We start from the raw sequence: 24,202 nt of genomic DNA on the forward strand, positions 1-24,202 counted from the left end.
ATCAGGGAGCGGGCCTCTTCGACAGTTCTGGTCAGTGCTCTTCGCCGCGCGCCACGGCGTCCTTCAGGCGCTGGTACGAACGGACGATCTCGGCCTCGGCCTCGGTGCGGCCGACCCAGGTCGCGCCCTCGACGCTCTTGCCGGGCTCCAGGTCCTTGTAGACCTCGAAGAAGTGCTGGATCTCCAGGCGGTAGAACTCGTTCAGGTGGTGGATGTCGCGCAGGTGCTCGGACCGCGGGTCCTCGGCCGGTACGCAGAGCAGCTTGTCGTCGCCGCCCTTCTCGTCCGTCATCCGGAACATGCCGATGGCGCGTGACTTGATCAGGCAGCCCGGGAACGTCGGCTCCTGGACGATCACGAGCGCGTCGAGCGGGTCACCGTCCTCGCCGAGCGTGTCGTCGACGAAGCCGTAGTCCGCCGGGTACTGAGTGGCCGTGAACAGGGTCCGGTCGAGCCGGATGCGCCCCGTCTTGTGGTCCATCTCGTACTTGTTGCGGACCCCCTTGGGGATCTCGATGGTGACGTCGAACTCCACTGCGCGGTCCTCGCTCGTCTTCGCCGTTCGTTACGCCACTAGTGTGGACTACGACGTCTCGTCAACCCCTTGCCGAGGGTGTGACGTTGCCCGTACTCGACCGCGGAGGACTGCGTGCCCGACGAGCCATCGTGGCCGACCGTCGACGACGACGACGTCGACCGCGAGCCGCCGACGGTGCAGGTCAGGCAACCTGACCCGGCCACCATGCGGATCCCGATGCCGAAGCCCGTGCGGATACCGCCGAGGCCCTTCACGCCGCCGCCGGCGCCCCGTCCGGAGCCGGCGACCGAGATCAAGTCGGAACCTGAACCGGTCCCTGAACCGATCACGGAAAGTGAAGATCCGCCGGCCCGTCGGAGCAGGAAGCCGTTCGTGCTCGGCGCGGCGGCGGTCTTGGTCGTCGCCCTCGCGGGCACTGCGGTCGCGGGTACCCGGATGGGGTGGTTCGAGGCTGCGCCCGTGCCGACGACGGCCGCCCCGCTGCCGCCCGCGCCGGTGGCGTTGTCGATGAAGGGCGTGGGCGCCGACGGCAAGGCTCCGACGGCCGCGGGCGTGAAGGCGGTGCTGGCCGGTCCGGCGGCGAACGGCCTGCTGGACCCGGTGGCCGGCATCGTGGTGGACCCGGTGACCGGCACGGCGCTGTGGAACCAGGGCGAGACGGCGCCGCAGACGCCCGCGTCCACGATCAAGGTGCTGACCGCGGCGGCGGCGCTGCTCGCGCTAGACCACACGGACACGCTGTCGACCACCGTCGTGCAGGGGCCGCAGCCGGGGACGGTGGTGCTGGTCGGCGGCGGTGATCCGACGCTGTCGTCCCTGCCCGCCGGTCAGCCCACGGTGTACCCCGGCGCGGCGACGATCGACGAGCTGGCGGCGCAGGTGAGTGCCGCCGGACCGGTGACGCAGGTGCTGTACGACGTGTCGCGGTACGCGGGTCAGGGGATGGCGCCCGGTTGGGACCCCTCCGACGTGCCGAACGGGTACGTGTCGCCGATCGAGCCCGTGATGCTGGACGGCGGCCGTGGCGACCCGACGAAGTACGACACGCCGCGCACGCCCACCCCGGCCGCGTCGGCTGCCCAGGCGTTGGCCCAGCGGCTCGGCGTGACTTCGGTGGCGGCCGGCACGGCGCCGTCGGGCGCGAAGGTGCTCGGCAAGGTGGAGTCCGCGCCGATCAGCCGGCTGGTCGAGAACCTGATGCAGATCTCGGACAACGTGCTGGCCGAGACGATCGCGCGTGAGGTGGCGAAGGCGCGGGGCCTGGAGCCGTCGTTCGCGGGCGCGGCGAAGGCGGTGCGGGACGTGCTGACCGAGCACAAGTTCGACCTGTCGACGGCCACGATCGTGGATGGCAGCGGGTTGTCGCCGAACGACAAGGTGCCCGCGAAGCTGCTGGCGGACGTGCTGGTGGCGGCGGCCAAGCCGGACGCCTCCGACCCGAGGACCGCGAAGCTGCGCCCGCTGCTGACGGCGCTGCCGGTGGCGGGCGGCAGCGGCACGCTGGCGGGTCGTTACGCGGAGCAGGGTGCGGTCGGCCGCGGTTGGGTGCGGGCCAAGACCGGCACGCTGACCGCCGTGAACTCCCTGGCCGGCGTGGTCCTGGACGCCGACGGCCGGCTGCTGGTGTTCGCGTTCATGTCGCTGAGCCCCGACTCCACGCCCGCCGTCCGCGGCGCCCTGGACGAGATGGCCGCCGCCCTCCGCACCTGCGGCTGCTAACCCCAACCCCCGTGAGTCCTACGTTCAGAACCCGTGAGTCCTACGTTCGGAACCCCCGAGTTCAACGCTCAGAACGGGTGAGTTGAACGTTCGGGACGGGACTGCGGGAGTGTTGTCCGCACGGTCCTCGCAGGTAGCGTCAGAAGGGTGAACCCGGCGACGCAGGACCGCAGTGCCCCGGTCGATTGGGCCCTGGCCGTCACCACGGCGACCAGGCTCGTCCGCCCCGGCCCGATCGTGCCCAGAGCCGAGGCGGACATCGCCGTGCACCGGCTCCGTGAACAGGCCGTGGACGCCGAGGTGCACGTCCGAGAGCACACCGGGCTCGGTCACGGCCTGCCGCTCAAGCGCGGCGAGGTGGTCGACCGGCCCGCGTGGGTGCGCGCCGCCGTGCAAGGGCTGTCCGCGCTGACGAACGACGCCATGCCGAAGCAGTCCGGCGCGTTCAGCGGCGTCATGGCGGGCACGGCGGGCGTCCAGGCCGGCGTCGTCATCGCCTTCCTCAGCGGCCGGGTGCTCGGCCAGTACGACCCGTTCTCGGACGGCGGCCGGCTGCTCCTCGTCGCACCGAACATCGTCGGCGCCCAACGCTCCCTCGACGTGTCGGGCGAGGACTTCAGCATGTGGGTCTGCCTGCACGAAGGCACCCACCGCCTCCAGTTCACCGCCGTGCCGTGGCTGGCTGAGCACTTCGCCGGCCTGGTCGCCACCCTGCTCGGCAGCATGGACGAGAGCTCCACGCCCCGCCTGCGCGACCTGCCGAAACGGCTCCGCGAGGCGGGCGGCCTGATCGAACTCCTCCAGAGCCCGGCCCAACGCGAGGTGCTCGATCGGCTCATCGCGCTGTCGACCCTGCTGGAGGGCCACGCCGACCACGTGATGGACGCCGTCGGCCCGGAGGTGGTGCCGTCCGTCCGCGTCATCCGCGAACGCTTCACCGCACGTCGCCAGGGCGGCGGCATCCTGGACCGGATGCTGCGCACCCTGCTCGGCGTCGAGGCCAAGGTCCGCCAGTACGCGGAGGGCGCGGCGTTCACCGGGCACGTGGTCGACGCGGTCGGCATGGACCGCTTCAACACCATCTGGACCAGCCCCGACACCCTCCCCACGCGGGCCGAGATCGCCGACCCGGCCGGGTGGCTGCGCCGCGTCCAGCCGTGAGCGTGGGAACCGTGAACGCCGTGAGCCCCGGAACCGTGAGCGCCGAACCGTGAGCACAGACCCGTGAACGGCCCGCTCGCCGAGGTCCGCACGGCGGTCAAGCGCTTCCTGGCCGAGCACCGGCCGGAACGGGTCACCGTGGCCGTCAGCGGCGGCGCGGACTCGCTCGCCCTGGCCGCTGTCACCGCCGGCCTGACCGACGCGTCCGCCGTCGTGGTGGACCACGGCCTGCAACCCGACTCCGCCGACGTCGCCGAACGGGCCGCGCAGACGTGCCGTGACCTGGGCCTGCCCGCCGAGGTGCGCCGCGTCCACGTCACCGGACCGGGTGGACCCGAAGCCGCCGCCAGGAAGGCCAGGTACGCCGCCCTGAGGCCGGAACGCGGTCTGGTCCTGCTCGGCCACACCAGGGACGACCAGGCCGAGACGGTCCTGCTCGGCCTGGGCCGGGGCTCCGGTCCGCGCAGCATCGCCGGCATGCGCCCGCACGACCCGCCGTGGGGCCGCCCGCTCCTGCGCGTCGCGAGAGCCACGACCGCAGCCGCCTGCGACGAGCTAGGCCTGACGCCGTGGAGCGACCCGCACAACGAAGACCCCCGCTACACCAGGGTCCGCCTGCGCCGGGAAGTCCTCCCGCTGCTCGAAGAGGTGCTCCAGGGCGGAGTCGCCGACGCCCTCGCCCGCACCGCCGCCCACCTGCGTGAGGACAACGACGCGCTGGACGAGCTGGCCGAGGCGTTCGACGGCGACTGCCGCTCGGTGGACGACATCGGCCGCCTGCCCACCGCGCTCCGCCGCCGAGTGCTGCGCCGTTGGCTGCTGCGCGAGAACGTGCCCGAGTTGTCCGACTCGCACCTGCGCAGGGTGGACGCCCTGGTGAACGAGTGGCGTGGTCAAGGCGGTGTGTGGTTGCCCGGCGGCTTTGTGGCACGGCGCGCGCATGGCAGGCTGCGAGTGGAACCAGTGCAGTCATGACAAAAGGGGAACCGTCCGTGTACGACGGCGACATCAGTTCCGTGCTCATCACCGAGCAGGAGATCAGCGACAAGGTCACCGAACTGGCGAACAAGGTCGCGGCTGACTACCCGGCCGACGGAACGAACGACCTGGTGCTGATCACCGTGCTCAAGGGTGCGGTGATGTTCATGACCGACCTGGCCAGGGCGTTGCCGGTGCCGGTCCAGTTGGAGTTCATGGCGGTGAGCTCCTACGGCTCGTCGACCTCGTCCTCCGGCGTGGTGCGCATCCTGAAGGACCTCGACCGCGACATCGCGGACCGCGACGTGATCATCGTCGAGGACATCATCGACTCGGGCCTGACGCTGTCGTGGCTGCTCAAGAACCTGGCGTCGCGCAAGCCGCGGTCGCTGGAGGTCTGCACGCTGCTGCGCAAGCCGGACGCGGTCAAGGTCGAGGTGCCGGTGCGGTACGTCGGGTTCGAGATCCCGAACGAGTTCGTGGTCGGCTACGGCCTCGACTACGCCGAGCGCTACCGCGACCTGCCGTACATCGGCACGCTGGACCCGAAGGTCTACTCCAGCTGACGAACTGGGGGCGGCCTGGTGAGGCCGCCCCCGGTCATCAGCAACTGGGCCGGCAGCGCCGTTGTGAGATGGCGTCGAGCAGCACGCCGCGGATGTCTTCCGGCTCCAACGCCTGGTACGCCTTGCCGCCGGTCGCGTCGGCGAGCTGGCGAAGCGCGTCCATGTCGGCGTCACGACCCAGCCCGACCATGATCAGCGGCACCGGGCGGGCCGGGTCCGCCTCCTTCTTCAACGTGGCCAGCAGGCTGGGCAGGTCGATGCTGGAGATGTCGTCGTTGCTGCCGTCGGTGAACAGCGTGACCGAGTTGATCATCGACGGCTCGTAGGTCTTCTGCATGTGCCGGAACGCCGCCAGCGCGGTGTCGTTCAACGCCGTGCCGCCGCCGACCAGCGCGGGCAGGCTCCCCGCGCCCTTCTGCAACTGCGCACGGCGGGTCGCGCCGGCGATCGGCTCGCCCAGCGGCCCGACCGGCACCAGCTCGATCCAGTCGTTCGGCGGCTTCTTGTCCGTGGAGAACGCCCACAGGCCGATCTCCGACGTGTCGGGCAGCATGGCCAACGCGGTCAGCGCCGCCTCCTTGGCCGCGTCGACCCTGGTCTGGCCGTTGCTCATCTTCTCGGCCATCGAGCCGGACACGTCCAGCACGGCCAGCATCCGGGTGTCCAGGCTGACCGCGCCCCACGTGCGGAGCAGCTCGGAGACCTGGTCCGGGTCCGGCGTCTTCAGCACGGCCACGTCGTCGCCGCGCAGGCCGTCCTTCTCGTTCGTCCACCCGTCGGGCGCGTTGCCGTCCGGCGTGCGGAAGCCCGCCTCGGCGAACCGCTGGGCCGTCCGCTCGGTCCGCAACGCCTTCTCGAAGCCCACCGCGGCCTCGCCGATACCCGCCTGCTCACCCGTGCGGGTGACGCGCACGATCGGGTAGTCGAACGCGACCGTGCCCTCCTTGGGGTAGGACGCGACGACCCGGCGTGATCCGGCGGCCCGGTTCGCGGCCAGCACGGACTGCTCCGAAGCGGTGAACACCGGCGCGTTCTCCGCACCCTGCACGACCTTGCCGAACGCGTCCCGCACGGACGGCAGCGCGTCCCGGCCGACCCGCAGCAGCGCGCCGATCAGCTCCGGCTTCGGCGAGCCGTCCGGGTTGCCGAGCTGCGCGCGGATGACCGCCAGCGTGGCCAGGCCCTCGGTGGACGTGGTCGGGTCGCTCAGCGCCACCGTCACCTTCGGGTCGAGCAGCTTCGCCCAGCTCACCGGTGAGATCGGCCAGCCGAGCGCGGCCAGAGCCGGCTCCGAGCCCGCGATCACCACGGGTGACGCGGCCAGCGAGTCGAGGATGTCCAGCCTCGGCGCGTCCTCGCCCTGGTCACCGGCCTGTCGCTGGCTCTCCGCGGCCCACATCGACGAGTCCGGGATCCACAGCGCGGGCGGGTTGATCTGCGCGGTGGGCAGGTCGTGGGAGACGTCGGCCGCGCCGCGCGCCTCGACCAGCACCTGCACGCACTTGCCGTCCACCATCGGCTGGGTGGCCTGGTAGTCGTCCGCGGCGCCGCGCACCACTTCCTCGACCGCGGGGGTGACCGCGATCTTGAGCGGTAGGGTGCCCTTGCACTCCGGGCCGCTGGTGGCCCGCAGCGCGACCACGGTCACACCGGCGGCGGCGACGACGCCGAGCAGCGCGCCGATGGGCAGGATGACGCGGCGGAAGCGACCGGGCCGGTTCGGGTTGCCAGCTGACATGCTTCGTACCTTTGGTCGGGTGTTCACCCTTCCGGGTGGGTAAAGAACACACGGGTGGTTGCCGAGGATGACACGGACCACTCTCATGACAAACTCTCGTGTTCTAAGTCACCCGTGTGGCCCTCACATCGTCGCTACCTGCGGTTGGCGAGCTACGCCTGGTAAGTGTTACGGGTTTGATCCCGGTTCGGTTCATGGTCATTCCGGCGATCCGGTCGAACCCGCTTGACCTGGGAGCCGTGTCCGGTGTCACGGCGGGGAACACCGGACGGCCCCCGCCCGTTGGTCCGGCAAGATGCGACAGGGCCCGCACGCGGAGCGCTCCGCCCACACCATGGGCGGTAGGCTGGTCGGACGGGTGTGCCCGTCTGCGCCCGTCGACAAGTCAGGGAGGGTCGAGGCCGCCCGCCGGCCGTAAGTGCATGGACCGCAAGCGCCTGCTTCGCAACCCGCTGCTGTGGATCGTGGCGGTGTTGGTGCTCTTTTACGCCTTCAGCGTGCTCTTCGACGAGAACCGGGGCTACACCCCGATCAAGACGTCCCAGGCACTGCAACAGATCCGGGACGGCAACGTCAAGGAAGCCACGATCGAGGACAAAGAGCAGCTCCTCAAGCTCACCCTCAAGGACGGGGTGACCGTCGAGGGCGGCAACCGCGTGCGCGCCCAGTTCCCGGCGAGCTCCACGGACGAGATCTTCAAGTTCCTCGACGAGGCCGGCAACAAGCCGGTCCTCGAGACCAAGGTCACGCAGGACTCGTTCCTGATGCAGATGCTGCTGTACCTGGTCCCGCTGGGCCTGCTCCTCATCCTGCTCATGTGGATGATGAACAACTCTCAGGGCGGCGGCAACCGGGTACTCAACTTCGGCAAGTCCAAGGCGAAGCAGCTGTCCAAGGACATGCCCAAGACGACGTTCTCGGACGTCGCGGGCGCCGAAGAGGCCGTCGAAGAGCTCTACGAGATCAAGGACTTCCTCCAGAACCCCGGCCGCTACCAGGCGCTCGGCGCGAAGATCCCGAAGGGCGTGCTGCTGTACGGCCCGCCCGGCACCGGCAAGACGCTGCTGGCGCGCGCCGTGGCCGGTGAGGCCGGCGTGCCGTTCTACTCGATCTCCGGCTCGGACTTCGTGGAGATGTTCGTCGGTGTCGGCGCCTCGCGCGTCCGCGACCTGTTCGAGCAGGCCAAGCAGAACGCGCCGTGCATCATCTTCGTCGACGAGATCGACGCGGTCGGCCGCCACCGCGGCGCCGGCATGGGCGGCGGCCACGACGAGCGCGAGCAGACCCTCAACCAGCTGCTGGTCGAGATGGACGGCTTCGACTCGCGCGGCGGGATCATCCTGATCGCGGCGACGAACCGGCCCGACATCCTCGACCCGGCCCTGCTGCGCCCCGGCCGGTTCGACCGGCAGATCCCGGTGTCCGCGCCGGACCTGAAGGGTCGCAAGCAGATCCTGCGCGTGCACTCCAAGGGCAAGCCGCTGAGCGACGAAGCGGACCTCGACGGCCTGGCCAAGCGCACCGTGGGCTTCTCCGGCGCCGACCTGGCCAACGTGGTCAACGAGGCCGCGCTGCTGACCGCGCGCAAGAACGGCACGATCATCACCAGCGTCGAGCTGGAGGAGTCCGTCGACCGGGTGATCGGCGGTCCGGCCCGCAAGAGCCGGATCATCTCCGAGAAGGAGAAGAAGATCACCGCCTACCACGAGGCCGGGCACGCCCTGGCCGCGTGGGCGATGCCGGACATCGACCCGGTCTACAAGGTCACGATCCTGGCCCGCGGCCGGACGGGTGGTCACACCCTCTCCGTGCCCGAGGAGGACAAGGACCTGATGACCAGGTCGGAGATGATCGCCCGGCTGGTGTTCGCGCTGGGCGGCCGTTCCGCCGAGGAGCTGGTCTTCCACGAGCCGACCACGGGCGCGTCCAACGACATCGAGCAGGCGACCAAGATCGCCCGCGCGATGGTCACCGAGTACGGCATGTCCGCCAAGCTCGGCGCGGTCAAGTACGGCCAGGAGCAGGGCGAGCCGTTCCTCGGCCGCACCGCCGGCCGGCAGGCCGACTACTCGCTGGAAGTCGCGCACGAGATCGACGAGGAAGTGCGCAAGCTGATCGAGGCCGCGCACACCGAGGCGTACGAGGTGCTGAACACGTACCGCGACGTGCTCGACGCGCTGACGTTGGAGCTGATCGAGAAGGAGACCCTGCACCAGAAGGAACTGGAGCGGATCTTCGCCGCGGTCGAGAAGCGCCCGCGGATCACCAAGTTCAACGAGTTCGGCAACCGCACCCCGTCGGACAAGCCGCCGGTCAAGACCCCGGCGGAACTGGCCAAGGAGCGCGGCGAGCCGTGGCCGCCCGCGATCGAGGACACCCTGGACGACACGCTGGTCCAGGACGCGGTGCCGACGCCGCCGAACGGCAACGGCTCCCAGCCGCAGCCGCACCAGCCGCAGCCGGGGCAGTACCAGCCGCAGCCCTACCAGCCGCAGCCGTACCAGCAGCCGCAGCCCCAGCAGCAGCAACAACCGCAGCCGTACCAGCCGCAGCACCCGTCGTCCGGTCCGCCGAACTACGGCGCGCCGCCCGGCTGGACCCCGGCCACGGTTCCCGGCGGCGCCCCGCAGCCACCCCAGTGGCAGCCGGAGCCGACGGACGCGGAAGCGGGCAAGCGGTCCTTCGACACGGACCCGGACAACCGCACGTGACCGAGATCGACCGCACCTCGATCGACCAGGCCGGCCTCTCCGGAAACGGGGGGGCCGGTCTCGCGCGCCGACCTTTCGACCAGAAGCGCGCCGAGGACGCGGTGCGTGAGCTGCTGCTCGCGTGCGGTGAGGATCCGGACCGGGAAGGCCTGCGGGACACGCCGGCCCGGGTGGCGCGGGCGTACCGGGAGCTGTTCGCCGGGCTCTACACCGACCCGGACAGCGTGCTGGCGAAGACGTTCGACGAGAGCCACGAGGAGTTGGTGCTGGTCACCGACATCCCGATGTTCTCGTTCTGCGAGCACCACCTGCTGCCGTTCCACGGTGTCGCGCACGTCGGGTACATCCCGAACGAGCACGGCCGGGTGACGGGCCTGTCCAAGCTCGCCCGGCTGGTCGACCTGTACGCCAAGCGACCCCAGGTGCAGGAGCGGCTGACGTCGCAGGTGGCGGACGCGCTGGTGCGGCGGCTCGAACCGCGCGGCGTGATCGTCGTGGTCGAGGCCGAGCACCTGTGCATGGGGATGCGCGGCGTGCGCAAGCCGGGCTCGCGGACCACGACGTCGGCGGTGCGCGGGTTGCTGCGCAGCTCGGCGTCGTCGCGGGCGGAGGCCATCGAGCTGATCAGGGGACGTCTGCGGTGAGCGTGCCCAGGCCGGGGCACTGCGTGGTGATGGGCGTCCTGAACGTCACCCCGGACTCGTTCTCGGACGGCGGCCGGTACCTCGACGTGGCCGACGCGGTGGCGCACGGCGTGGCCATGTTCCGGCGCGGGGCCGATCTGGTCGACGTCGGCGGCGAGTCCACCCGGCCCGGAGCGTCCCGCGTGTCGGGTCCGGTCGAGGCCGCGCGGGTGGTGCCGGTGATCCGGGCGCTGGTCGCGGAGGGTGTGCCGGTCAGCGTGGACACCACGCGGGCCGAGGTGGCGTCGGCCGCTTTGGAGGCCGGCGCGTCGATCGTGAACGACGTGTCCGGCGGCTTGGCCGATCCCGGGATGGCGTCGGTCGTGGCGTCGGCGGGCGTGCCGTACGTGCTGATGCACTGGCGCGGGCACAGCACGCAGATGGACCAGCTTGCCGTGTACGACGACGTGGTGCGTGATGTGCGGGACGAGCTGAGCCGCCAGGTGGACGCGGCGTTGGCCGCCGGTGTGGCTTCGGACGACATCATCCTCGATCCCGGGCTGGGGTTCGCGAAGAACGCCACGCACAACTGGCAGCTGCTGAACGGGCTGGACGTGTTGCTGGAGCTGGGTTTCCCGGTGCTGGTCGGCGCGTCCCGCAAACGTTTTCTCGGCACCCTGCTCGGTGATCGCGCTCCGGACGGCCGCGAGAACGCGACCGCGGCGGTGTCCGCGTTGGCTGCGTTCACCGGCGCGTGGGGGGTGCGGGTGCACGACGTCGACCGGTCACTCGACGCGGTGGCCGTGGCGCGGGCGTGGAGGCAGGGGCATGACTGACCGGATTTCGCTGACGGGCCTGCGGGTTCGCGGGTTCCACGGCGTGTTCGAGCACGAGAAGCGGGACGGCCAGGACTTCCTGGTGGACATCACCGCGTGGCTGGACCTGTCCCGGGCGGCGGCGACGGACGACCTGCGCGAGACGCTGCACTACGGCGAGTTGGCCGAGCGCGCGGCGGCGATCGTGGCGGGCGGGCCGTACGACCTGATCGAGACGGTGGCGGGCAAGGTCGCCGACGACGTGATGACCGACCCGCGGGTGCGGGCGACCGAGGTGACGGTGCACAAGCCGTCCGCGCCGATCGCGTTGGCGTTCACCGACGTGTCCGTGACGATCCGGCGTGCCCGTGACTAGGGCGGTGCTGTCGCTCGGCTCGAACCTGGGCGACCGGCTGGGGTACCTGCGGATGGCGGTGGACGGGTTCGCCGACGTGCTGGTGGCCGTGTCGCCGGTGTACGAGACGGCGCCGTGGGGCGTGACCGACCAGGACGACTTCCTCAACGCCGTGCTGATCGTCTCCGGCGACGTGGACGAGTGGGGCTGGCTGCGGCGTGGCCAGGCTTTGGAGCAGGCCGCGGGGCGCGTGCGCGACCGCCGCTGGGGACCGCGCACGTTGGACGTGGACGTGGTCACGGTGGACGGTGTGCGGTCCACCGATCCCGAACTGCTGCTGCCGCATCCGGGGGCGCACGAGCGCGCGTCGGTGCTGGTGCCTTGGCTGGACGTGGAGCCGGATGCCGCCGTGCCGGGGCACGGCCTGGCGCGTGATCTGGTCGCCGGTCTCGACCTGGCCGGGGTCACCCGGAGGGTTGATCTGTCGCTGGTGTGATCGACCGCCGGCGGACTTTCGAAGTACTTTCAAAGTATGGCTGCACCAGCGGAAATCCCCTTCTCGGAGTTGATCAACAAGCCCAAGGACGCGGTGGCAAAGCTGAAGGCCGCCCCGGACGGCCGGCTGCGCCTGCGCAGGCGTGACGACGAAGACCTGATCCTCACCACGGTGGCACGGGAGGAGGACAACGCCAAAAAGGAGTTCGTCGCGACACAGATATTGGAAGTGCTGCTCCTGCGCCACGCCGAGACGCGCGGGATGCTGGCCGAGGTGGCGCAGCAGATCTTCCCGTGGATGCGCCACCTGCCGCGGGAGGACCGCGAGGGGTTCGTGGTCGAACTGGTCGAGACCATGCGTTCCACAGCCGAGTTGAACACCGAGGCCCCGGTCGAGATGGTGATCATCGGTTGGAGGAACACCGCCGAGATCCACGCCGATCCCGAGCTGCTGGCCGCACTCACCCGGCCCCATGAGGGCGACTTCGGTCCGGTTCCCAGGCCGGTGGTCCCGGAGCGGGACGAGTGAGTCCGAAGCGCGGTGATCGGGTCGCGCCACCGCCGCGACGCGACGAGTGGGATGTCCTCTTCGCCGACAACGACTCGGCCAAGGGCTGGGAGGAGTTGTGCGGACAAGCGCCGGGCAACACCTTCGAGGCGTGGCATTCCATGCGGACCGATCCTGTGCCGCGGCTGCCTGTGCCGCGGCACCATCCTCTTAAAGGCAAGTTGTCCCACGAGGTCCGCGGTGGTCGGCTGCTGCCCAAGTGGCAGATCGAGGTGACCGGTGGCGGTCGGGTCTGGTACTTCGTCGACGCTGAGCGCCGGACTGTGTGGCTCGTCTGGGCGGGTACCGGGCATCCCAAGGCGACGGAGTAGCGCCGGGTCGTTGCGGCGCGCACTGGCGCTGCGGCGCGTGCGCGGCGGGGTTAGCGTGGGCGCGGAGGTGGCGCGATGAGCAACGCGATCACTTACGACGCCGCGCGGCGGCGGATCATCAGCCTGGTCACCGGTGGCGATCCCGACGCGCCGGTCGAGGCCTGTCCTGGTTGGACGGTCAAGGACGTGGTCGCGCACCTCGCCGGAGGCCTCGGCGATTTCACCGAGGGCCGGTTCGAAGGGGTCGAGGACGGCTCGTGGGGTGAGCGGCAGGTCGGCGAGCGGCGCAACCGGAGCATGGGCGACCTGCTGGTCGAGTGGGAGCGGAACTTCCAGGTCGCCGAAGGGCTGTTCGACTCGCCGATGGGCGCGGTGCTGATCGCGGAGATCATCTCGCACGAGCACGACATCCGGACGGCCCTGGGGCAACCCGGGGAACGGGACAACGTCGCGGTGCGCGCGGCGTTGACGCGGCCGTTGCAGGAAGTCGACAAGCGGATGCGGGCCAAGCACCTGCCCGCGTTGCGGATCACGTTGGAGCACGGCGACCGCGTGCTGGGCGAGGGCGAGCCGGCGGGTGCGCTGCGGACGTCGTCGTTCGAGTTGCTGCGGGTCCTGGGTGGACGGCGCAACGAAGACCAGGTGCGGAAGATGGACTGGGACACCGATCCCGGGCCGTGGCTGGGCGTGCTGCCGGTGCTCGGCAGGCGCGATACCGCGTTGGCCGAGTAGTTCGGGGACGATGGCGGGGTGAGGTTCACCAAACCCCGTGACCTGCTCGCCGTCGGACTCGTCGCGGGCCTGCTCGCGCACCTGCTGATCCGGCTCGCCTACGACACCCTTCCCCCGCTGCCGACGTTCGCCGGGTTCACCCTGCTCGTGATCGCCATCGTCAACCTGTGGCTCGCTTTCTCGTTGCGCGCGAGGATCCTGCGCAAGCGCGGCGCGCGGCCGGTCGAGCCGTTGACCGCCGCACGGGCCGTGGCGTTCGCCAAGGCGTCGTCGCTACTCGGCGCGATCATGCTGGGCGGCTGGGCCGGTGTGCTGATCTACGTGCTGCCCGCGCGCGGCCAGTTCCAGGCGGCCGACAACGACATCGTCACCGGGATCGTCGGCGGTGGCTGTGCCGCGCTGCTGATCGCCGCGGCGTTGTGGCTGGAACGGTGCTGCAAGACGCCCGACGACCCGCATCTCGATCGGTGAATACCGACGCCGAGGTCTCAATCGGATAACTGACCGGTACGGTAGTCGCCATGACCGGGCGAGGCGCGTCGGAAGATGACGAGCAGCAGGATCGCGGTCGTGGCACCGCGCGACTACTCCTGGTAGCCGCGTTGGCGCTCGCGATGGGTGCCGCGGCGGTGCTGGTGCTGAGCGACAACGCCCGCTGGCTGCGGTTGGCCGTGGTCGCCGCGTTGTGGGCCGCGCTGGTCGGCGCGTTCCTCGCGGCCCGCTACCGCAAGCAGGTCGTCGAAGGCGCGCACGAGGTGGCGGACCTCCAGTCGGTGTACGAGCTGGAGCTGGAACGCGAAGTCGCCGCCCGTCGCGAGTACGAGCTGGAAGTCGAGGCCGAGACCCGCAAGCGGATGCAGGAGGAGGCCAGGGACGACCTGGACGCGTTGCGCGGCGAGCTGCGCACCCTCCGGGAGAACCTGGAAGCCCTGCTCGGCGGTGAGGTGCTGGTCGAACGGGTGGCGCTGCGCGCCGAGTCGACCCGGATGCGCGCCCTGTCCGACCACTCCCGGTTGATGGCGGTGGGTGACAAGCGGGTGATCACCGCCGGTCCCGCCGTGCCGGTCGCGCCGAAGGCCGCGGAGAAGCCGCAGAACGACCGCACCGAGCTGATCGAGCGGGTCACCGTCGACCGTCCCAATGCCGACCGTCCTGCCGACCGCCTCAACGCCGACCGCCTCAACGCCGACACGTCGCGCAAGGACCAGGTTCGGCGTCCCGAACCGACCCGCCCCGAGCCCGCCCGGCGTGAGCAGGCCCAGCCGGCCCGCCGTGAGCCGGCCCGTGCCAACGCCCAGCCCCGCCCGACGCCGCCCGTGGTGGTGCGGCGGGAGGCGCCGAAGCCTGATCCGACGGAACGGGTGAACCGGGACGTGGCGGCGCGGTTGGGCGCGCCGGTGGCGCCTCCCGGTCGTCCGGCGGAGCCTGCCGAGCGGTCGCGGGCGGCTGAGCCGTCGAAGACCGAGCACACGGTGCAGCGGCGCAGCCGGGTGGCCGAGCGGACCGAGATGATCAGCCCGGTGTCGTTGACCGAGGCTCCGGCACGGCGGACGGCGCCCGGACGGCCGGAGGGGACCGGCGCCCAGTCGACCGGTGAACAGCGTGCTGTGCCTCGTCCGCAGTCGACCGGTGAGCAGCGTGTCGTGGCTCGGGCCGAGTCGAATGGCGACCAGCGCTCCACGTCGGGCGACGTTCGCCGGCCGTCGACCGCGCGGGCTGAGTTGACCGGCGAGCACCGGCCCGTCGGACGTCCGGACCCGATCGCCGAGCCCGCGCGTCGACCGGTGCCCCAGGCGGGCATGACCGGTGAGCACCGGCCGGTGGGCCGTCCGGACCACGTCAACGAGCCCGCTCGTCGACCGGCGGACCTGACGGGTGAGCACCGGCCGGTGGGCCGCCCGGATCCGATCAGCGAGCAGGTGCGTCGGCCCGCTGTCCGGGCTGAGCTGACCGGTGAGCACCGTCCAGTGGCGGCTAGTGAGCCGGTGCGGCGGCCTGCTGTGCACGCTGAGTTGACCGGTGAGCATCGCCCGGTGCCGGCCAGTGAGCCGGTGCGGCGGCCTGCTGTGCACGCTGAGTTGACCGGTGAGCATCGCCCGGTGCCGGCCAGTGAGCCGGTGCGGCGGCCTGCTGTGCACGCTGAGTTGACCGGTGAGCATCGCCCGGTGCCGGCCAGTGAGCCGGTGCGGCGGCCTGCTGTGCATGCTGAGTTGACCGGTGAGCACCGTCCGGTGCCGGCCAGTGAGCCGGTGCGGCGGCCTGCCGTGCGGGCCGAGTCGACCGGCGAGCACGTCCCGGTGACAGGTCGACCGGCGCCGACGGACTCGGCTGCCGCGACCTCGTCCGAGGGTCGCCGTCGCGCTCCCGAGTCCACTGGCGAGGGCGGTCGGCGTCGGGCCGACGACACCTGGGACTCGTGGGAGGACAGCCCGAAGCCGTCCGGTCGGCGCAGCGCGCCCGAACCGGTCGAGCCCGCCGGAGCCCACGCGGACGGCAAGTCGGTCAGCGAGCTGCTCGCCTCCCTCGGCGGGCCCGATGCACCGCGCCGCCGTCGCCGTCGCGAGGACTGACGACCCGAGACGTCTGCTCGACTCGAAGCGGCTACTTGTCGATGTCGGCTACTTGTCGATGTCCCCGACGACCACGGCGAACGACCCGAGCACCGCGGGCAGGTCCGCCACCTTCGTGCCCGGCAGCAGCGCGGACAGCGCCTGGACGTTGTTGAACGACGGCGTCCGCAGCTTCAGCCGCCACGGCGTCTTCTCGCCCCGTGACGCCAGGTGGACGCCGGACGTGCCCAACGGCGCCTCGACCCACGTGTAGACCGAACCCTCCGGCGCCTTGACGGCCTTGGGCAGGCGCACGTTCACCGGCCCGGTCGGCAGCCGGTCCAGGCACTGGCGGGCGAGCGCGATGGACTGGTGGACCTCGTCCGCCATGCCGCGCACGCGGGCAAGCGCGTCACCCTCGGTCCGAACGACCGGACGCACGTCGAGGTCCCGGTAGCCGGGCAGCGGGTCGTCGCGGCGCAGGTCGAAGTCGACCCCGGACGCCCGGCCGATCGGACCGGTGACACCGAACGCGAGCGCGGCGTCCCGCGTCAGCACCCCGAGACCGGCCAGGCCCGCCGGCGCCTCACCGGGGTCCACAGTGGACAGAACCTCGCGCACCCGGTCGGTCCAGCCGGCCGGGACGTCCTCGCGCAGGCCGCCGATCCGGTTGAACATGAAGTGGATCCGGCCGCCGGACGCTTCCTCCAGCACGGCCTGCACCGCGTCACGGTCGCGCGCGCCGGTGAGCGGCGCGAGGAACACCAGGTGCGCCATGATCCGGTTGAGCTCGCACAGCAGGACGCGCAGGGCCTGGGCGCGGGGCGGGACGTCCATGCCGGTCATCCGCTCGACGGCCAGGGCGACGGCCAGTTCGTTGCAGAACGCGGCCAGCCAGTCGTGCCGGTTGGCGAGCGTGAGGACCTGCCGGTAGTCGCGCACCTCGAACAGCTTCTCCGCGCCCCGGTGCAGGTGCCCGACCAGCGGTTCGGCGGCGGTGATGACCTCGTCCCGGACCGTCAACCGCAACCGGTACGCGCCGTGCGCCGACGGGTGCAGGGGGCCGAGGTCGACCACCCGGTCCACCCCGAGGTGCCGCGCACCGGCGCCAACGCCAACGGTGATCTCCACCTGTTCATGCTCGCACGGTGGCGCCGTCACCGGACGTGAGGGTTAATCGCGTGTGACGGCGAACAGAAAGCAGCCGTGGGAAACGCTGCGGACCTGGATTTCGGCCACCTCCGGATTGTCGAGCAATGCGGTGAGGCGGTCGTCCAGGGTTTCCGGCTGGGCGATTTCGCCGTCGTGGATGCGGCCTTCGGCGGTGTAGGCGCGGAGGGTTCGCGCCGCGTGGCGGAACGCTTCCGGGAACTCCGCGGTGCTCTCCAGGCCATCGCACGGTTCGGCGTGCGCGAACACCGGCCCCACTTCCTCGTACGGTCCGACGCCGGCTGTGGGGGTGTAGCGGAAAAGGATCAACGGTTCGCCGGCTTCGGCTTTGCGCAAGCAGCAACGCAGTGGCGCACCACCAGATTCCGCGTGCGACTCGTGGTGCTCATCGGTCCCTGCCTGCTTGCGCGCACGGTCCAGGACATCGGCCGGAAGGGCATGGATTCTCATGCCCACGACCCTTGTCCGGAACCGTCCCGCTCCGCCGGCGGTCTTCGGCCCTCTTAATGGCGGTCAGGGCCGCCACGGGGGCAAAGGCGGGAGCAAGGACGACACCGGAACGTCCATCCCGTGCAGGAGCCAGCCGAACGAGCCCAGCCCGCCTTCCGCCCGCAGTTCCGCGATCCGTGACGCCCTTTCGGCCGCCGTCAACCACTCCAACCCGACACCGGCGTCCACCGTGCCGACCATCCCCAGAGCCGCCAACGCATCCCGTTGCGACACCAGCACCCAGTCACCCCCGGCCGCCGCCGCGCACGCGTCCAGCGCGACGTGGGCGGTCAGGTCGCAGCTCCCGTCGAACACCGGCTCCACCCGCCGACCGTCCCGGTACGCCGCGAACGTCCCGGACGCGTACCGCCCCGCCTCCCGGTCGGCCAGCACGTGCCCGTAGTCGATCGCCAACGCCGCCCCGCGCACCCGCGACACCGCGTCCGCCCAAACCGCGTCCCTCGGCGCACCCACCTCCGCCTGCTCGCCCGCACCCACCGGCCACCACCGGTCCAGCCAGGGATCGGACAAGGGCCCCGTGACCAACGGGCAGGGCACCGCGTCCAGCCATTCGTGCCCCACCAACAACCCGCACACCGACGACGGCAGCGACGACGTCCACCGCACGCCCGGCACCGACCGCGAAGGCCCCACGTCCACCGCCGTCACCGCCAACCGCGCCGCCAACGACCCCGAAGCCATCGACCGCACCGTCGCCGACAGCTCCCCGCCGCCCGCGCCCACGTCCACGAAGTCCAGCCGTGCGGGACGTCCCAGGCCGAAGTCCACCCGATCGAGCAGCACGAGCAGCGCTTCCGCCAGCTCAGGGCCCACCAGGGGCGCGGTGCGGAAGTGGTCGGCGGGCACCGCGCCTCGGGTGAAGAACCCCGACGGCCCGTACAACGCCTTCCGCCACAGGGCTTCCGAGTCCACCATCAGTCAAGTGTCCCTTTAAGGTTGCTCCCCGTGACCACTCCCGCCCGCAAGCGCGCCGACCAGCAGCGCTGGACCGTGCTGCTCCCGGTGGTGGGCCTGATCGCGCTGGGTGTGTGCGGGCTGGTGCTCCTGGGCCTCGGCACGAGCAGCGTCGGCCTGCTGCCCATCCTGGTCGGCGCGCTCGCCGCGCTGGTGCCCGTCGTCGGCGTGATCGGCGCCTACCTGTGGGTCGACCGCTGGGAGCCGGAGCCGGCGAAGATCCTGCTGCTGGCCTTCTTATGGGGCGCGTGCGGCGCGACGATCACGTCCCTGGTGTTCAACCAGACCGCGCACGTGCTCGGCCAGCTGATCGACGGCGGTGACGGCAGCATGTTCGCCGCCGTGGTCGGCGCCCCGATCACCGAGGAGGCCGCGAAGGCGGCGTTCATCGTGGTGCTGTTCCTGCGTCGACGGCAGGAGTTCGACGGCGTGGTGGACGGCGTGGTCTACGCGGGCGTGACGGCCGCCGGCTTCGCGTTCACCGAGAACATCTGGTACTTCGCCCGCGTCTTCTCCGACAGCGGGTTCGGCGACCTGAGCAGCGGCGTGATCGCGCTGTTCATCCTGCGTGGAGTGCTCTCGCCGTTCGCGCACCCGCTGTTCACGTCGATGACCGGTGTCGGGATCGGCATCGCCACCATCACCACGAACCGGAAGCTGCGGATCGCCGCGCCGATCCTCGGCTACCTCGCCGCGGCCGGCCTGCACTCGCTGTGGAACTTCTCCACCACCGTCGGCACCGGCTCGACCTTCATCAACCTGTACTTCCTGATCATGGTGCCGATCTTCGCCGGCATGGTCCTGATGGTGGTCTGGCAGCGCCGCCGCGAGCAGCGGATCGTCGCGGGCCAACTGCCGCACATGGCCGCGCAGAAGTGGATCGCGTCCAGCGAGGTCACCCTCCTGGCCAGCCTCCAGGGCCGCAGCCGCTGGCGGCGCACGGTGCGGCGCAGGGTCGGCGAGGAGGCGGCCAAGGCGGTCGCGGGCTACCAGATCGCGGCCACCGAACTGGCGTTCCTGCGGCACCGCATCGCCAACGGGACCGCCGGCCACGACGCCGACGAACGTCACTCGAAGCTGCTCGAAGCACTCGTCGCCGCACGTCAGGCGGCCGTCGACGCGCCCGGTGCGCTGAAGGCCGCGGGTGGCGTTCGTCGCAGTTGAGGGCCCACCCCAACCCACCGGATTACGCTCGCGGCCGTCGTCCGGTACCCACCCCAAGGGACTGGAACGCCGCCCGAAGGAGTACGTCGCATGGACGCGACCCCCCGCCCCGCGCGGCTGGCCGTGGGAGTGATCTCGGCCGGTCGGGTCGGTTCGGTGCTGGGCGCCGCGCTGGCCAGGGCGGGACACGCCGTGCGCGCCGTCTCGGCCGTCTCCCGCGACTCGCTGCGCCGCGCCGAAGACCTGCTGCCGGACGTCCCCGTGCTGCCGCCGCCGGAGGTCGCCGCCGCCGCCGACCTCGTGCTGCTGGCCGTGCCAGACGACGAGCTGCCGGGCCTGGTCCGCGGCCTCGTCGCCACCGGTTCGCTGCGTGCCGGCCAGATCGTCGTGCACACGAGCGGAGCGCAGGGTGTCGCCGTGCTGCGGCCCGCCGCCGAGCTGGGCGCGCTGTGCGTGGCGCTGCACCCCGTCATGACGTTCACCGGCCGCGCCGAGGACGTGCAGCGGATGAACGCCTGCTCGGTCGGCGTCACCGCGGCCGACGGCGACGAGATCGCCTGGAACGTGGGCGAGGCGCTGGTGGTGGAGATGTCCGCCGAACCGGTGCGCATCCCCGAAGCCGCACGCCCGCTCTACCACGCCGCCCTGGCGCACGGCGCGAACCACCTGATCACCCTGGTCGCCGACTGCGCGGACCTGCTGCGCGGCGCGGGCATCGCGGACGCCGAACGGATGCTCGGCCCGCTGCTCTCCGCCGCGCTGGACAACGCCCTGCGGCACGGCGACCGGGCGCTCACCGGCCCCGTGGCACGCGGCGACGTGGGCACCGTGGCCAAGCACCTGGCGGTGCTCGCCGACCAGGACACCCTGCCCGCGTACCGGGTTCTCGCGCTCCGCACCGCGGCGCGCGCACAGGCCGCCGGACTGCTCAAGCCCGAACTGGCGTCCGACGTCCGCACCACTCTCGACGAGGAACAGGCATGACCAAGCCGCTCACCAAGGACGACTACGCGCCGAACGACGTGACGGTGCACCGCGACCCGGACCGGCTGCGCCGCGTCACGAGGGCGTTGAAGGCGGCGGGTCGCAACATCGCCCTGGTGCCGACGATGGGCGCGCTGCACGAGGGCCACCGCCAGTTGATCCGCGAAGCCCACGTCATGCAGAACACCGTGGTCGTCGTGTCCGTCTTCGTGAACCCGCGCCAGTTCGGCCCGAACGAGGACTTCGAGCGCTACCCGCGCAGCCTGGAGTCCGATGTGGACATCTGCCGGGCGGAACGCGCCGGCATCGTGTTCGCGCCGTCGGTGGACGACATGTACCCGCCCGGCGGCACCGTCACCGTCGACCCCGGCCCGCTCGGCGACGAGCTGGAGGGCACGACCAGGCCCGGCCACTTCACCGGCGTGCTGTCCGTGGTGGCCAAGCTGTTCAACATCGTGCAGCCGACGTACGCGGTGTTCGGGGAGAAGGACTACCAGCAGCTCACGCTGATCCACCGGATGGCCCGCGACCTGAACTTCCCGCTGGACGTGGTCGGCGTGCCGACCGTGCGCGAGCCGGACGGCCTGGCGCTGTCCTCCCGCAACCGCTACCTGTCCGAAGCGGAGCGTTCCGCCGCGACCGCGTTGTCCGCCGCGCTGGTGGCGGGCGCGTACGTCAGCGGCCAGGGCGCGGACGCCGTGCTGAAGGCCGCGCGCGACACCCTCGCCGCGGTGCCCGGCGTCGACCTCGACTACCTGGAGCTGCGCGCGCCCGACCTCGGTCCGGCGCCGGAGAACGGCGACGCCCGCCTGCTGGTGGCCGCCCGCGTCGGCTCCACCCGACTGATCGACAACACCGCCGTGCTGCTCGGCACCGGTGACGAGTAAGGGGACCGCGATGTTCCGCACCATGCTCAAGTCGAAGATCCACCGGGCCACCGTCACCCAGGCCGACCTGCACTACGTCGGCTCGGTCACGGTGGACGAGGACCTGATGGAGGCCGCCGACCTGCTGGCCGGCGAGCAGGTCGCGATCGTGGACGTGACGAACGGCGCACGGCTGGAGACCTACGTCATCCCCGGCGACCGCGGCACCGGCGTGATCGGCATCAACGGCGCGGCGGCGCACCTCGTCAAGCCCGGTGACCTGGTGATCCTCATCGCGTACGGGCAGATGGACGACGCCGAGGCGCGAGAGTACGAACCGAAGGTGGTCTTCGTCGACGCCGACAACAAGGTGGTCGAGCTCGGCGCGGACCCGGCGCACGCGCCCGAGGGTTCGGGGCTGGTGAACGGGTCCACGACCGCGCAGCCGGAGGCGGTGGCGGCGGAGACCGAGGACGCGGCGGCGCTGGACGCGTTGATCCAGGCCGAGGACCAGTAGGCCGAGAAACCAGGCCGAGAACAAGGGGAGACCCGCAGTGCTGCTCGCCATCGACGTCGGCAACACCAACATCGTCCTGGGCCTCTACGACGGCACGGGAGCCGCCGCGGCGCTGGTCCGCGACTGGCGGATGCGGACCGACGCCCGGATGACGGCCGACGAGCTGGCGCTGACCATGCGCGGTCTGCTCGGCGAGTACGCCGACAAGATCACCGGCATCTCGGCGCTGTCCACCGTGCCCGCGGTGCTGCGCGAGCTGCGCGTGATGCTGGGCCGCTACTACTCCAACGTGCCGAAGGTGCTGGTCGAACCGGGCGTGCGGACCGGCGTGCCGCTGCTCGTGGACAACCCCAAGGAGGTGGGCTCGGACCGCGTGATCAACACGTTGGCCGCGCACCACCTGCACAGCACGGCGTGCGTCGTGGTCGACTTCGGCACGTCCACGAACCTCGACGTGATCTCGGCCAAGGGCGAGTTCCTGGGCGGCGCGCTGGCGCCCGGCATCGAGATCTCGGTGGACGCGCTGGCCGCGCGCGCCGCGCAGCTTCGGAAGGTCGAACTCGTCCGGCCCCGCTCGGTGATCGGCAAGAACACCGTGGAATGCCTCCAGTCCGGCATCGTCTACGGGTTCGTCGGCCAGGTGGACGGCCTGGTGCGCCGGATCGTGGACGAACTCCAGCTCAGCGAGCCAGGCCCGGTCACGGTGATCGCGACCGGCGGTCTCGCGCCACTGGTGGTGACCGAGTCGGCCACCATCCATTCGCACGTGCCGGACCTGACCCTGTTGGGCCTGCGCTTGGTGTTCGAACGCAACCGTGCTTGATGGCCGCTGCTCCGCAGACGGCGGCTCGGTCGCCTGGAAGTCGATCGTTCGCGCCCGATTTTCCGACGATCGGAATGCGTGATCGCCCGAAAATCGGGCGCGAACGATCGACGCGACCTCGCGGTCAGGTGGCGCGCCTGAGCCGTTTCACGTACGTCGTCAGGGGGAGGTCGAACTCGCCGTCGGCGGTTTCGGGGCGGGACTTGAGGAACGCGCGCATCCGCGCGTTCAGCTCGGCCCGTTCGCCGTCCGGGATCACCAGCGCGTGCGAGTGGGTGTTGACCATTGCCACCAGGGACTCCGAGGTGCGCCGGTGCACGTGCTTGAACGTGGCGTGCGCCGGGTCCGTGAACAGCTCGTGCTCGGTCAGCGGGTCGTAAGCCAGCTCGTCCTGCGTGCTGACCGTGGAGTGGGCGGCCTGGACGAAATCCGCCACCCACGGCACCGAGTTGTCGTAGTCGTTCCACAACGCGGCCAGCACACCGCCCGGCCGCAGCACGCGCCCGATCTCCGGCAGCGCCCGTACGGGGTCGAACCAGTGGAACGCCTGCCCGACCACCACCGCGTCCACCGTGCCGTCCGGCACCGGGATCCGCTCCGCGCTGCCGGGCAGGGCGCGCACCGAACCGTGGTGCCGCACCAGCTCCGAGAGCATCGACTCGTCCGGTTCGACGGCCGTCACGTGGTGGCCCTCGGCGACCAGACCGCCGGTCAGCTTTCCGGTGCCCGCGCCGAGGTCCAGCACGTCGTGCGGCCCCTCGCCCAGTGGCTCCAGCGCCCAGCGGACGGCCGGGATCGGGTAGTCCGGTCGGTGTTCCGCGTAAGCCGAGGCGTGCGCTCCGAAGGAGTTCGCCCGCCGGGCCCGCAAGTCATCTCCGGTCACCACCCAGAGCCTAGTGAGATCCGGTTCGTTTTCCCGAGTGGTCTTTCCGTACTCTTCCTCTTGTGCGCGCACAGCCCGGGTCCGGTTCCCGTCTCCGGATCCGCGACCGGGGACGGTCCCCGCGAGCGGGTGAGGCGGATCGGGACCGGAGGCGGACAGCGGACGATGGCGGCGAAGAAGTTGCGTAGGCCGGGCATGCCCCATCGGGCAACACGACTCGTTGTCCGACCTGGTCGGTGAACAAGTCACGTGCGAAACCACGGTGTCGACCTCGCAGTTCACCCTCGGCGCGGTGGTCGGTCGATGAAGACTTTCTGCGATCGCCACGGTACGGAATGCCACCGCGGTGGCGTGAATGGGCATCGGCGCGGCGCTGATGGCGCTCGCGCGTGTCGGTATCGGGTAGCGGATCCCGTTCACCCCCGTTCACCCCCGTTCGCCCTGAATGAGTAACTTCTAGGACTCCAGGCGG

Annotated in this window: 26 protein-coding genes; 19 read left to right on the top strand and 7 right to left on the bottom strand. The window is 71.2% G+C overall.

Annotated elements, in window-relative coordinates:
• Window positions 1–31: 31 nt before the first annotated feature.
• Window positions 32–535 carry an inorganic diphosphatase gene (locus tag F4560_RS34305; RefSeq protein WP_033443217.1) on the bottom strand — a complete coding sequence of 168 codons (504 nt, stop codon included), beginning with the start codon at window positions 533–535 and terminating at the stop codon, window positions 32–34.
• A gap of 38 nt (window positions 536–573) precedes the next feature.
• Complete coding sequence (locus F4560_RS34310; RefSeq protein ID WP_184927216.1) at window positions 574–834, bottom strand: hypothetical protein; 261 nt, start codon at window positions 832–834, stop codon at window positions 574–576.
• Between the two features lie 76 nt (window positions 835–910).
• Here F4560_RS34310 and dacB point away from each other — a divergent pair, with 76 nt between their 5' ends.
• From dacB to hpt, 4 genes are all read left to right on the top strand, one after another.
• Window positions 911–2,257: a D-alanyl-D-alanine carboxypeptidase/D-alanyl-D-alanine endopeptidase gene (dacB, locus tag F4560_RS34315; protein WP_184927218.1), complete on the top strand. Its 1,347-nt coding sequence runs from the start codon at window positions 911–913 to the stop codon at window positions 2,255–2,257.
• 147 nt (window positions 2,258–2,404) lie between these two features.
• Window positions 2,405–3,418 carry an Rv3626c family coenzyme F420 biosynthesis-associated protein gene (locus tag F4560_RS34320; RefSeq protein ID WP_184927220.1) on the top strand — a complete coding sequence of 338 codons (1,014 nt, stop codon included), beginning with the start codon at window positions 2,405–2,407 and terminating at the stop codon, window positions 3,416–3,418.
• 63 nt (window positions 3,419–3,481) lie between these two features.
• On the top strand, window positions 3,482–4,393 hold the full coding sequence (tilS, locus tag F4560_RS34325; RefSeq protein WP_184927222.1) for a tRNA lysidine(34) synthetase TilS: 912 nt from the start codon (window positions 3,482–3,484) through the stop codon (window positions 4,391–4,393).
• 17 nt (window positions 4,394–4,410) lie between these two features.
• Window positions 4,411–4,962, top strand: a complete 552-nt coding sequence (gene hpt, locus F4560_RS34330; protein ID WP_184929558.1) for a hypoxanthine phosphoribosyltransferase — start codon at window positions 4,411–4,413, stop codon at window positions 4,960–4,962.
• A gap of 37 nt (window positions 4,963–4,999) precedes the next feature.
• On the opposite strand, the gene F4560_RS34335 is transcribed toward hpt, so the two are convergent.
• Window positions 5,000–6,700 carry a substrate-binding and VWA domain-containing protein gene (locus F4560_RS34335; protein ID WP_184927224.1) on the bottom strand — a complete coding sequence of 567 codons (1,701 nt, stop codon included), beginning with the start codon at window positions 6,698–6,700 and terminating at the stop codon, window positions 5,000–5,002.
• A 422-nt stretch (window positions 6,701–7,122) separates the two neighbouring features.
• On the opposite strand from F4560_RS34335, the gene ftsH reads away from it, so the two are divergent.
• The 10 genes from ftsH to F4560_RS34385 all read left to right on the top strand — a co-directional run bounded on the left by ftsH (window position 7,123) and on the right by F4560_RS34385 (window position 15,880).
• On the top strand, window positions 7,123–9,411 hold the full coding sequence (ftsH, locus tag F4560_RS34340; protein WP_184927226.1) for an ATP-dependent zinc metalloprotease FtsH: 2,289 nt from the start codon (window positions 7,123–7,125) through the stop codon (window positions 9,409–9,411).
• Between the two features lie 20 nt (window positions 9,412–9,431).
• The gene (gene folE, locus F4560_RS34345; RefSeq protein ID WP_051773240.1) at window positions 9,432–10,055 is read left to right on the top strand and encodes a GTP cyclohydrolase I FolE; all 624 of its coding nucleotides are present in this window, start codon (window positions 9,432–9,434) and stop codon (window positions 10,053–10,055) included.
• A gap of 29 nt (window positions 10,056–10,084) precedes the next feature.
• The gene (gene folP / locus F4560_RS34350) at window positions 10,085–10,870 is read left to right on the top strand and encodes a dihydropteroate synthase (protein WP_184929559.1); all 786 of its coding nucleotides are present in this window, start codon (window positions 10,085–10,087) and stop codon (window positions 10,868–10,870) included.
• Entirely contained in the window at window positions 10,863–11,225 is a 363-nt protein-coding gene (gene folB / locus F4560_RS34355; RefSeq protein ID WP_184927228.1) for a dihydroneopterin aldolase, read from the top strand. Before folP ends, folB begins: the two co-directional genes overlap by 8 nt.
• A complete protein-coding gene (folK, locus tag F4560_RS34360; RefSeq protein ID WP_184929560.1) occupies window positions 11,218–11,700 on the top strand; it encodes a 2-amino-4-hydroxy-6-hydroxymethyldihydropteridine diphosphokinase in 483 nt (160 codons plus the stop codon). The genes folB and folK overlap by 8 nt, the downstream gene beginning before the upstream one ends.
• A 36-nt stretch (window positions 11,701–11,736) precedes the next feature.
• Window positions 11,737–12,228 (top strand): hypothetical protein, encoded by a 492-nt coding sequence (locus F4560_RS45080; protein WP_184927230.1) that lies wholly within the window; start codon window positions 11,737–11,739, stop codon window positions 12,226–12,228.
• Window positions 12,225–12,578: a hypothetical protein gene (locus tag F4560_RS45085; RefSeq protein ID WP_184927232.1), complete on the top strand. Its 354-nt coding sequence runs from the start codon at window positions 12,225–12,227 to the stop codon at window positions 12,576–12,578. The genes F4560_RS45080 and F4560_RS45085 overlap by 4 nt, the downstream gene beginning before the upstream one ends.
• A 75-nt stretch (window positions 12,579–12,653) precedes the next feature.
• Window positions 12,654–13,310: a maleylpyruvate isomerase family mycothiol-dependent enzyme gene (locus tag F4560_RS34375; protein WP_184927234.1), complete on the top strand. Its 657-nt coding sequence runs from the start codon at window positions 12,654–12,656 to the stop codon at window positions 13,308–13,310.
• An 18-nt stretch (window positions 13,311–13,328) separates the two neighbouring features.
• Window positions 13,329–13,781: a DUF3180 domain-containing protein gene (locus F4560_RS34380; RefSeq protein WP_184927237.1), complete on the top strand. Its 453-nt coding sequence runs from the start codon at window positions 13,329–13,331 to the stop codon at window positions 13,779–13,781.
• 50 nt (window positions 13,782–13,831) lie between these two features.
• A complete protein-coding gene (locus F4560_RS34385; RefSeq protein WP_184927239.1) occupies window positions 13,832–15,880 on the top strand; it encodes a DUF6779 domain-containing protein in 2,049 nt (682 codons plus the stop codon).
• A 48-nt stretch (window positions 15,881–15,928) separates the two neighbouring features.
• Here the strand turns inward: F4560_RS34385 and F4560_RS34390 are convergent, their stop codons facing one another.
• The 3 genes from F4560_RS34390 to F4560_RS34400 all read right to left on the bottom strand — a co-directional run bounded on the left by F4560_RS34390 (window position 15,929) and on the right by F4560_RS34400 (window position 18,454).
• Window positions 15,929–16,990 carry an NADH-quinone oxidoreductase subunit D gene (locus tag F4560_RS34390; protein ID WP_184927241.1) on the bottom strand — a complete coding sequence of 354 codons (1,062 nt, stop codon included), beginning with the start codon at window positions 16,988–16,990 and terminating at the stop codon, window positions 15,929–15,931.
• 42 nt (window positions 16,991–17,032) lie between these two features.
• Window positions 17,033–17,479, bottom strand: coding sequence for a DUF1203 domain-containing protein (locus tag F4560_RS34395; RefSeq protein ID WP_184927243.1), 447 nt, complete (start codon window positions 17,477–17,479; stop codon window positions 17,033–17,035).
• A 63-nt stretch (window positions 17,480–17,542) separates the two neighbouring features.
• The gene (locus F4560_RS34400) at window positions 17,543–18,454 is read right to left on the bottom strand and encodes an SAM-dependent methyltransferase (protein ID WP_184927245.1); all 912 of its coding nucleotides are present in this window, start codon (window positions 18,452–18,454) and stop codon (window positions 17,543–17,545) included.
• A 30-nt stretch (window positions 18,455–18,484) separates the two neighbouring features.
• Between F4560_RS34400 and F4560_RS34405 the strand changes: the two genes are divergently transcribed.
• The 5 genes from F4560_RS34405 to F4560_RS34425 all read left to right on the top strand — a co-directional run bounded on the left by F4560_RS34405 (window position 18,485) and on the right by F4560_RS34425 (window position 22,847).
• A complete protein-coding gene (locus F4560_RS34405; RefSeq protein ID WP_376775375.1) occupies window positions 18,485–19,657 on the top strand; it encodes a PrsW family intramembrane metalloprotease in 1,173 nt (390 codons plus the stop codon).
• A 90-nt stretch (window positions 19,658–19,747) separates the two neighbouring features.
• Window positions 19,748–20,641, top strand: coding sequence for a Rossmann-like and DUF2520 domain-containing protein (locus F4560_RS34410; protein ID WP_184927247.1), 894 nt, complete (start codon window positions 19,748–19,750; stop codon window positions 20,639–20,641).
• Window positions 20,638–21,528, top strand: a complete 891-nt coding sequence (gene panC / locus F4560_RS34415) for a pantoate--beta-alanine ligase (RefSeq protein WP_184927249.1) — start codon at window positions 20,638–20,640, stop codon at window positions 21,526–21,528. Before F4560_RS34410 ends, panC begins: the two co-directional genes overlap by 4 nt.
• 10 nt (window positions 21,529–21,538) lie before the next feature.
• Window positions 21,539–22,024, top strand: a complete 486-nt coding sequence (gene panD, locus F4560_RS34420; protein ID WP_033443201.1) for an aspartate 1-decarboxylase — start codon at window positions 21,539–21,541, stop codon at window positions 22,022–22,024.
• A 37-nt stretch (window positions 22,025–22,061) separates the two neighbouring features.
• Window positions 22,062–22,847, top strand: a complete 786-nt coding sequence (locus F4560_RS34425) for a type III pantothenate kinase (RefSeq protein WP_184927251.1) — start codon at window positions 22,062–22,064, stop codon at window positions 22,845–22,847.
• Window positions 22,848–22,971: 124 nt separating this feature from the next.
• On the opposite strand, the gene F4560_RS34430 is transcribed toward F4560_RS34425, so the two are convergent.
• Complete coding sequence (locus F4560_RS34430; protein WP_312869642.1) at window positions 22,972–23,730, bottom strand: class I SAM-dependent methyltransferase; 759 nt, start codon at window positions 23,728–23,730, stop codon at window positions 22,972–22,974.
• Between the last annotated feature and the right edge of the window lie 472 nt (window positions 23,731–24,202).

Origin of the sequence: Saccharothrix ecbatanensis (assembly GCF_014205015.1) — a bacterium.
GTDB lineage: Bacteria > Actinomycetota > Actinomycetes > Mycobacteriales > Pseudonocardiaceae > Actinosynnema > Actinosynnema ecbatanense.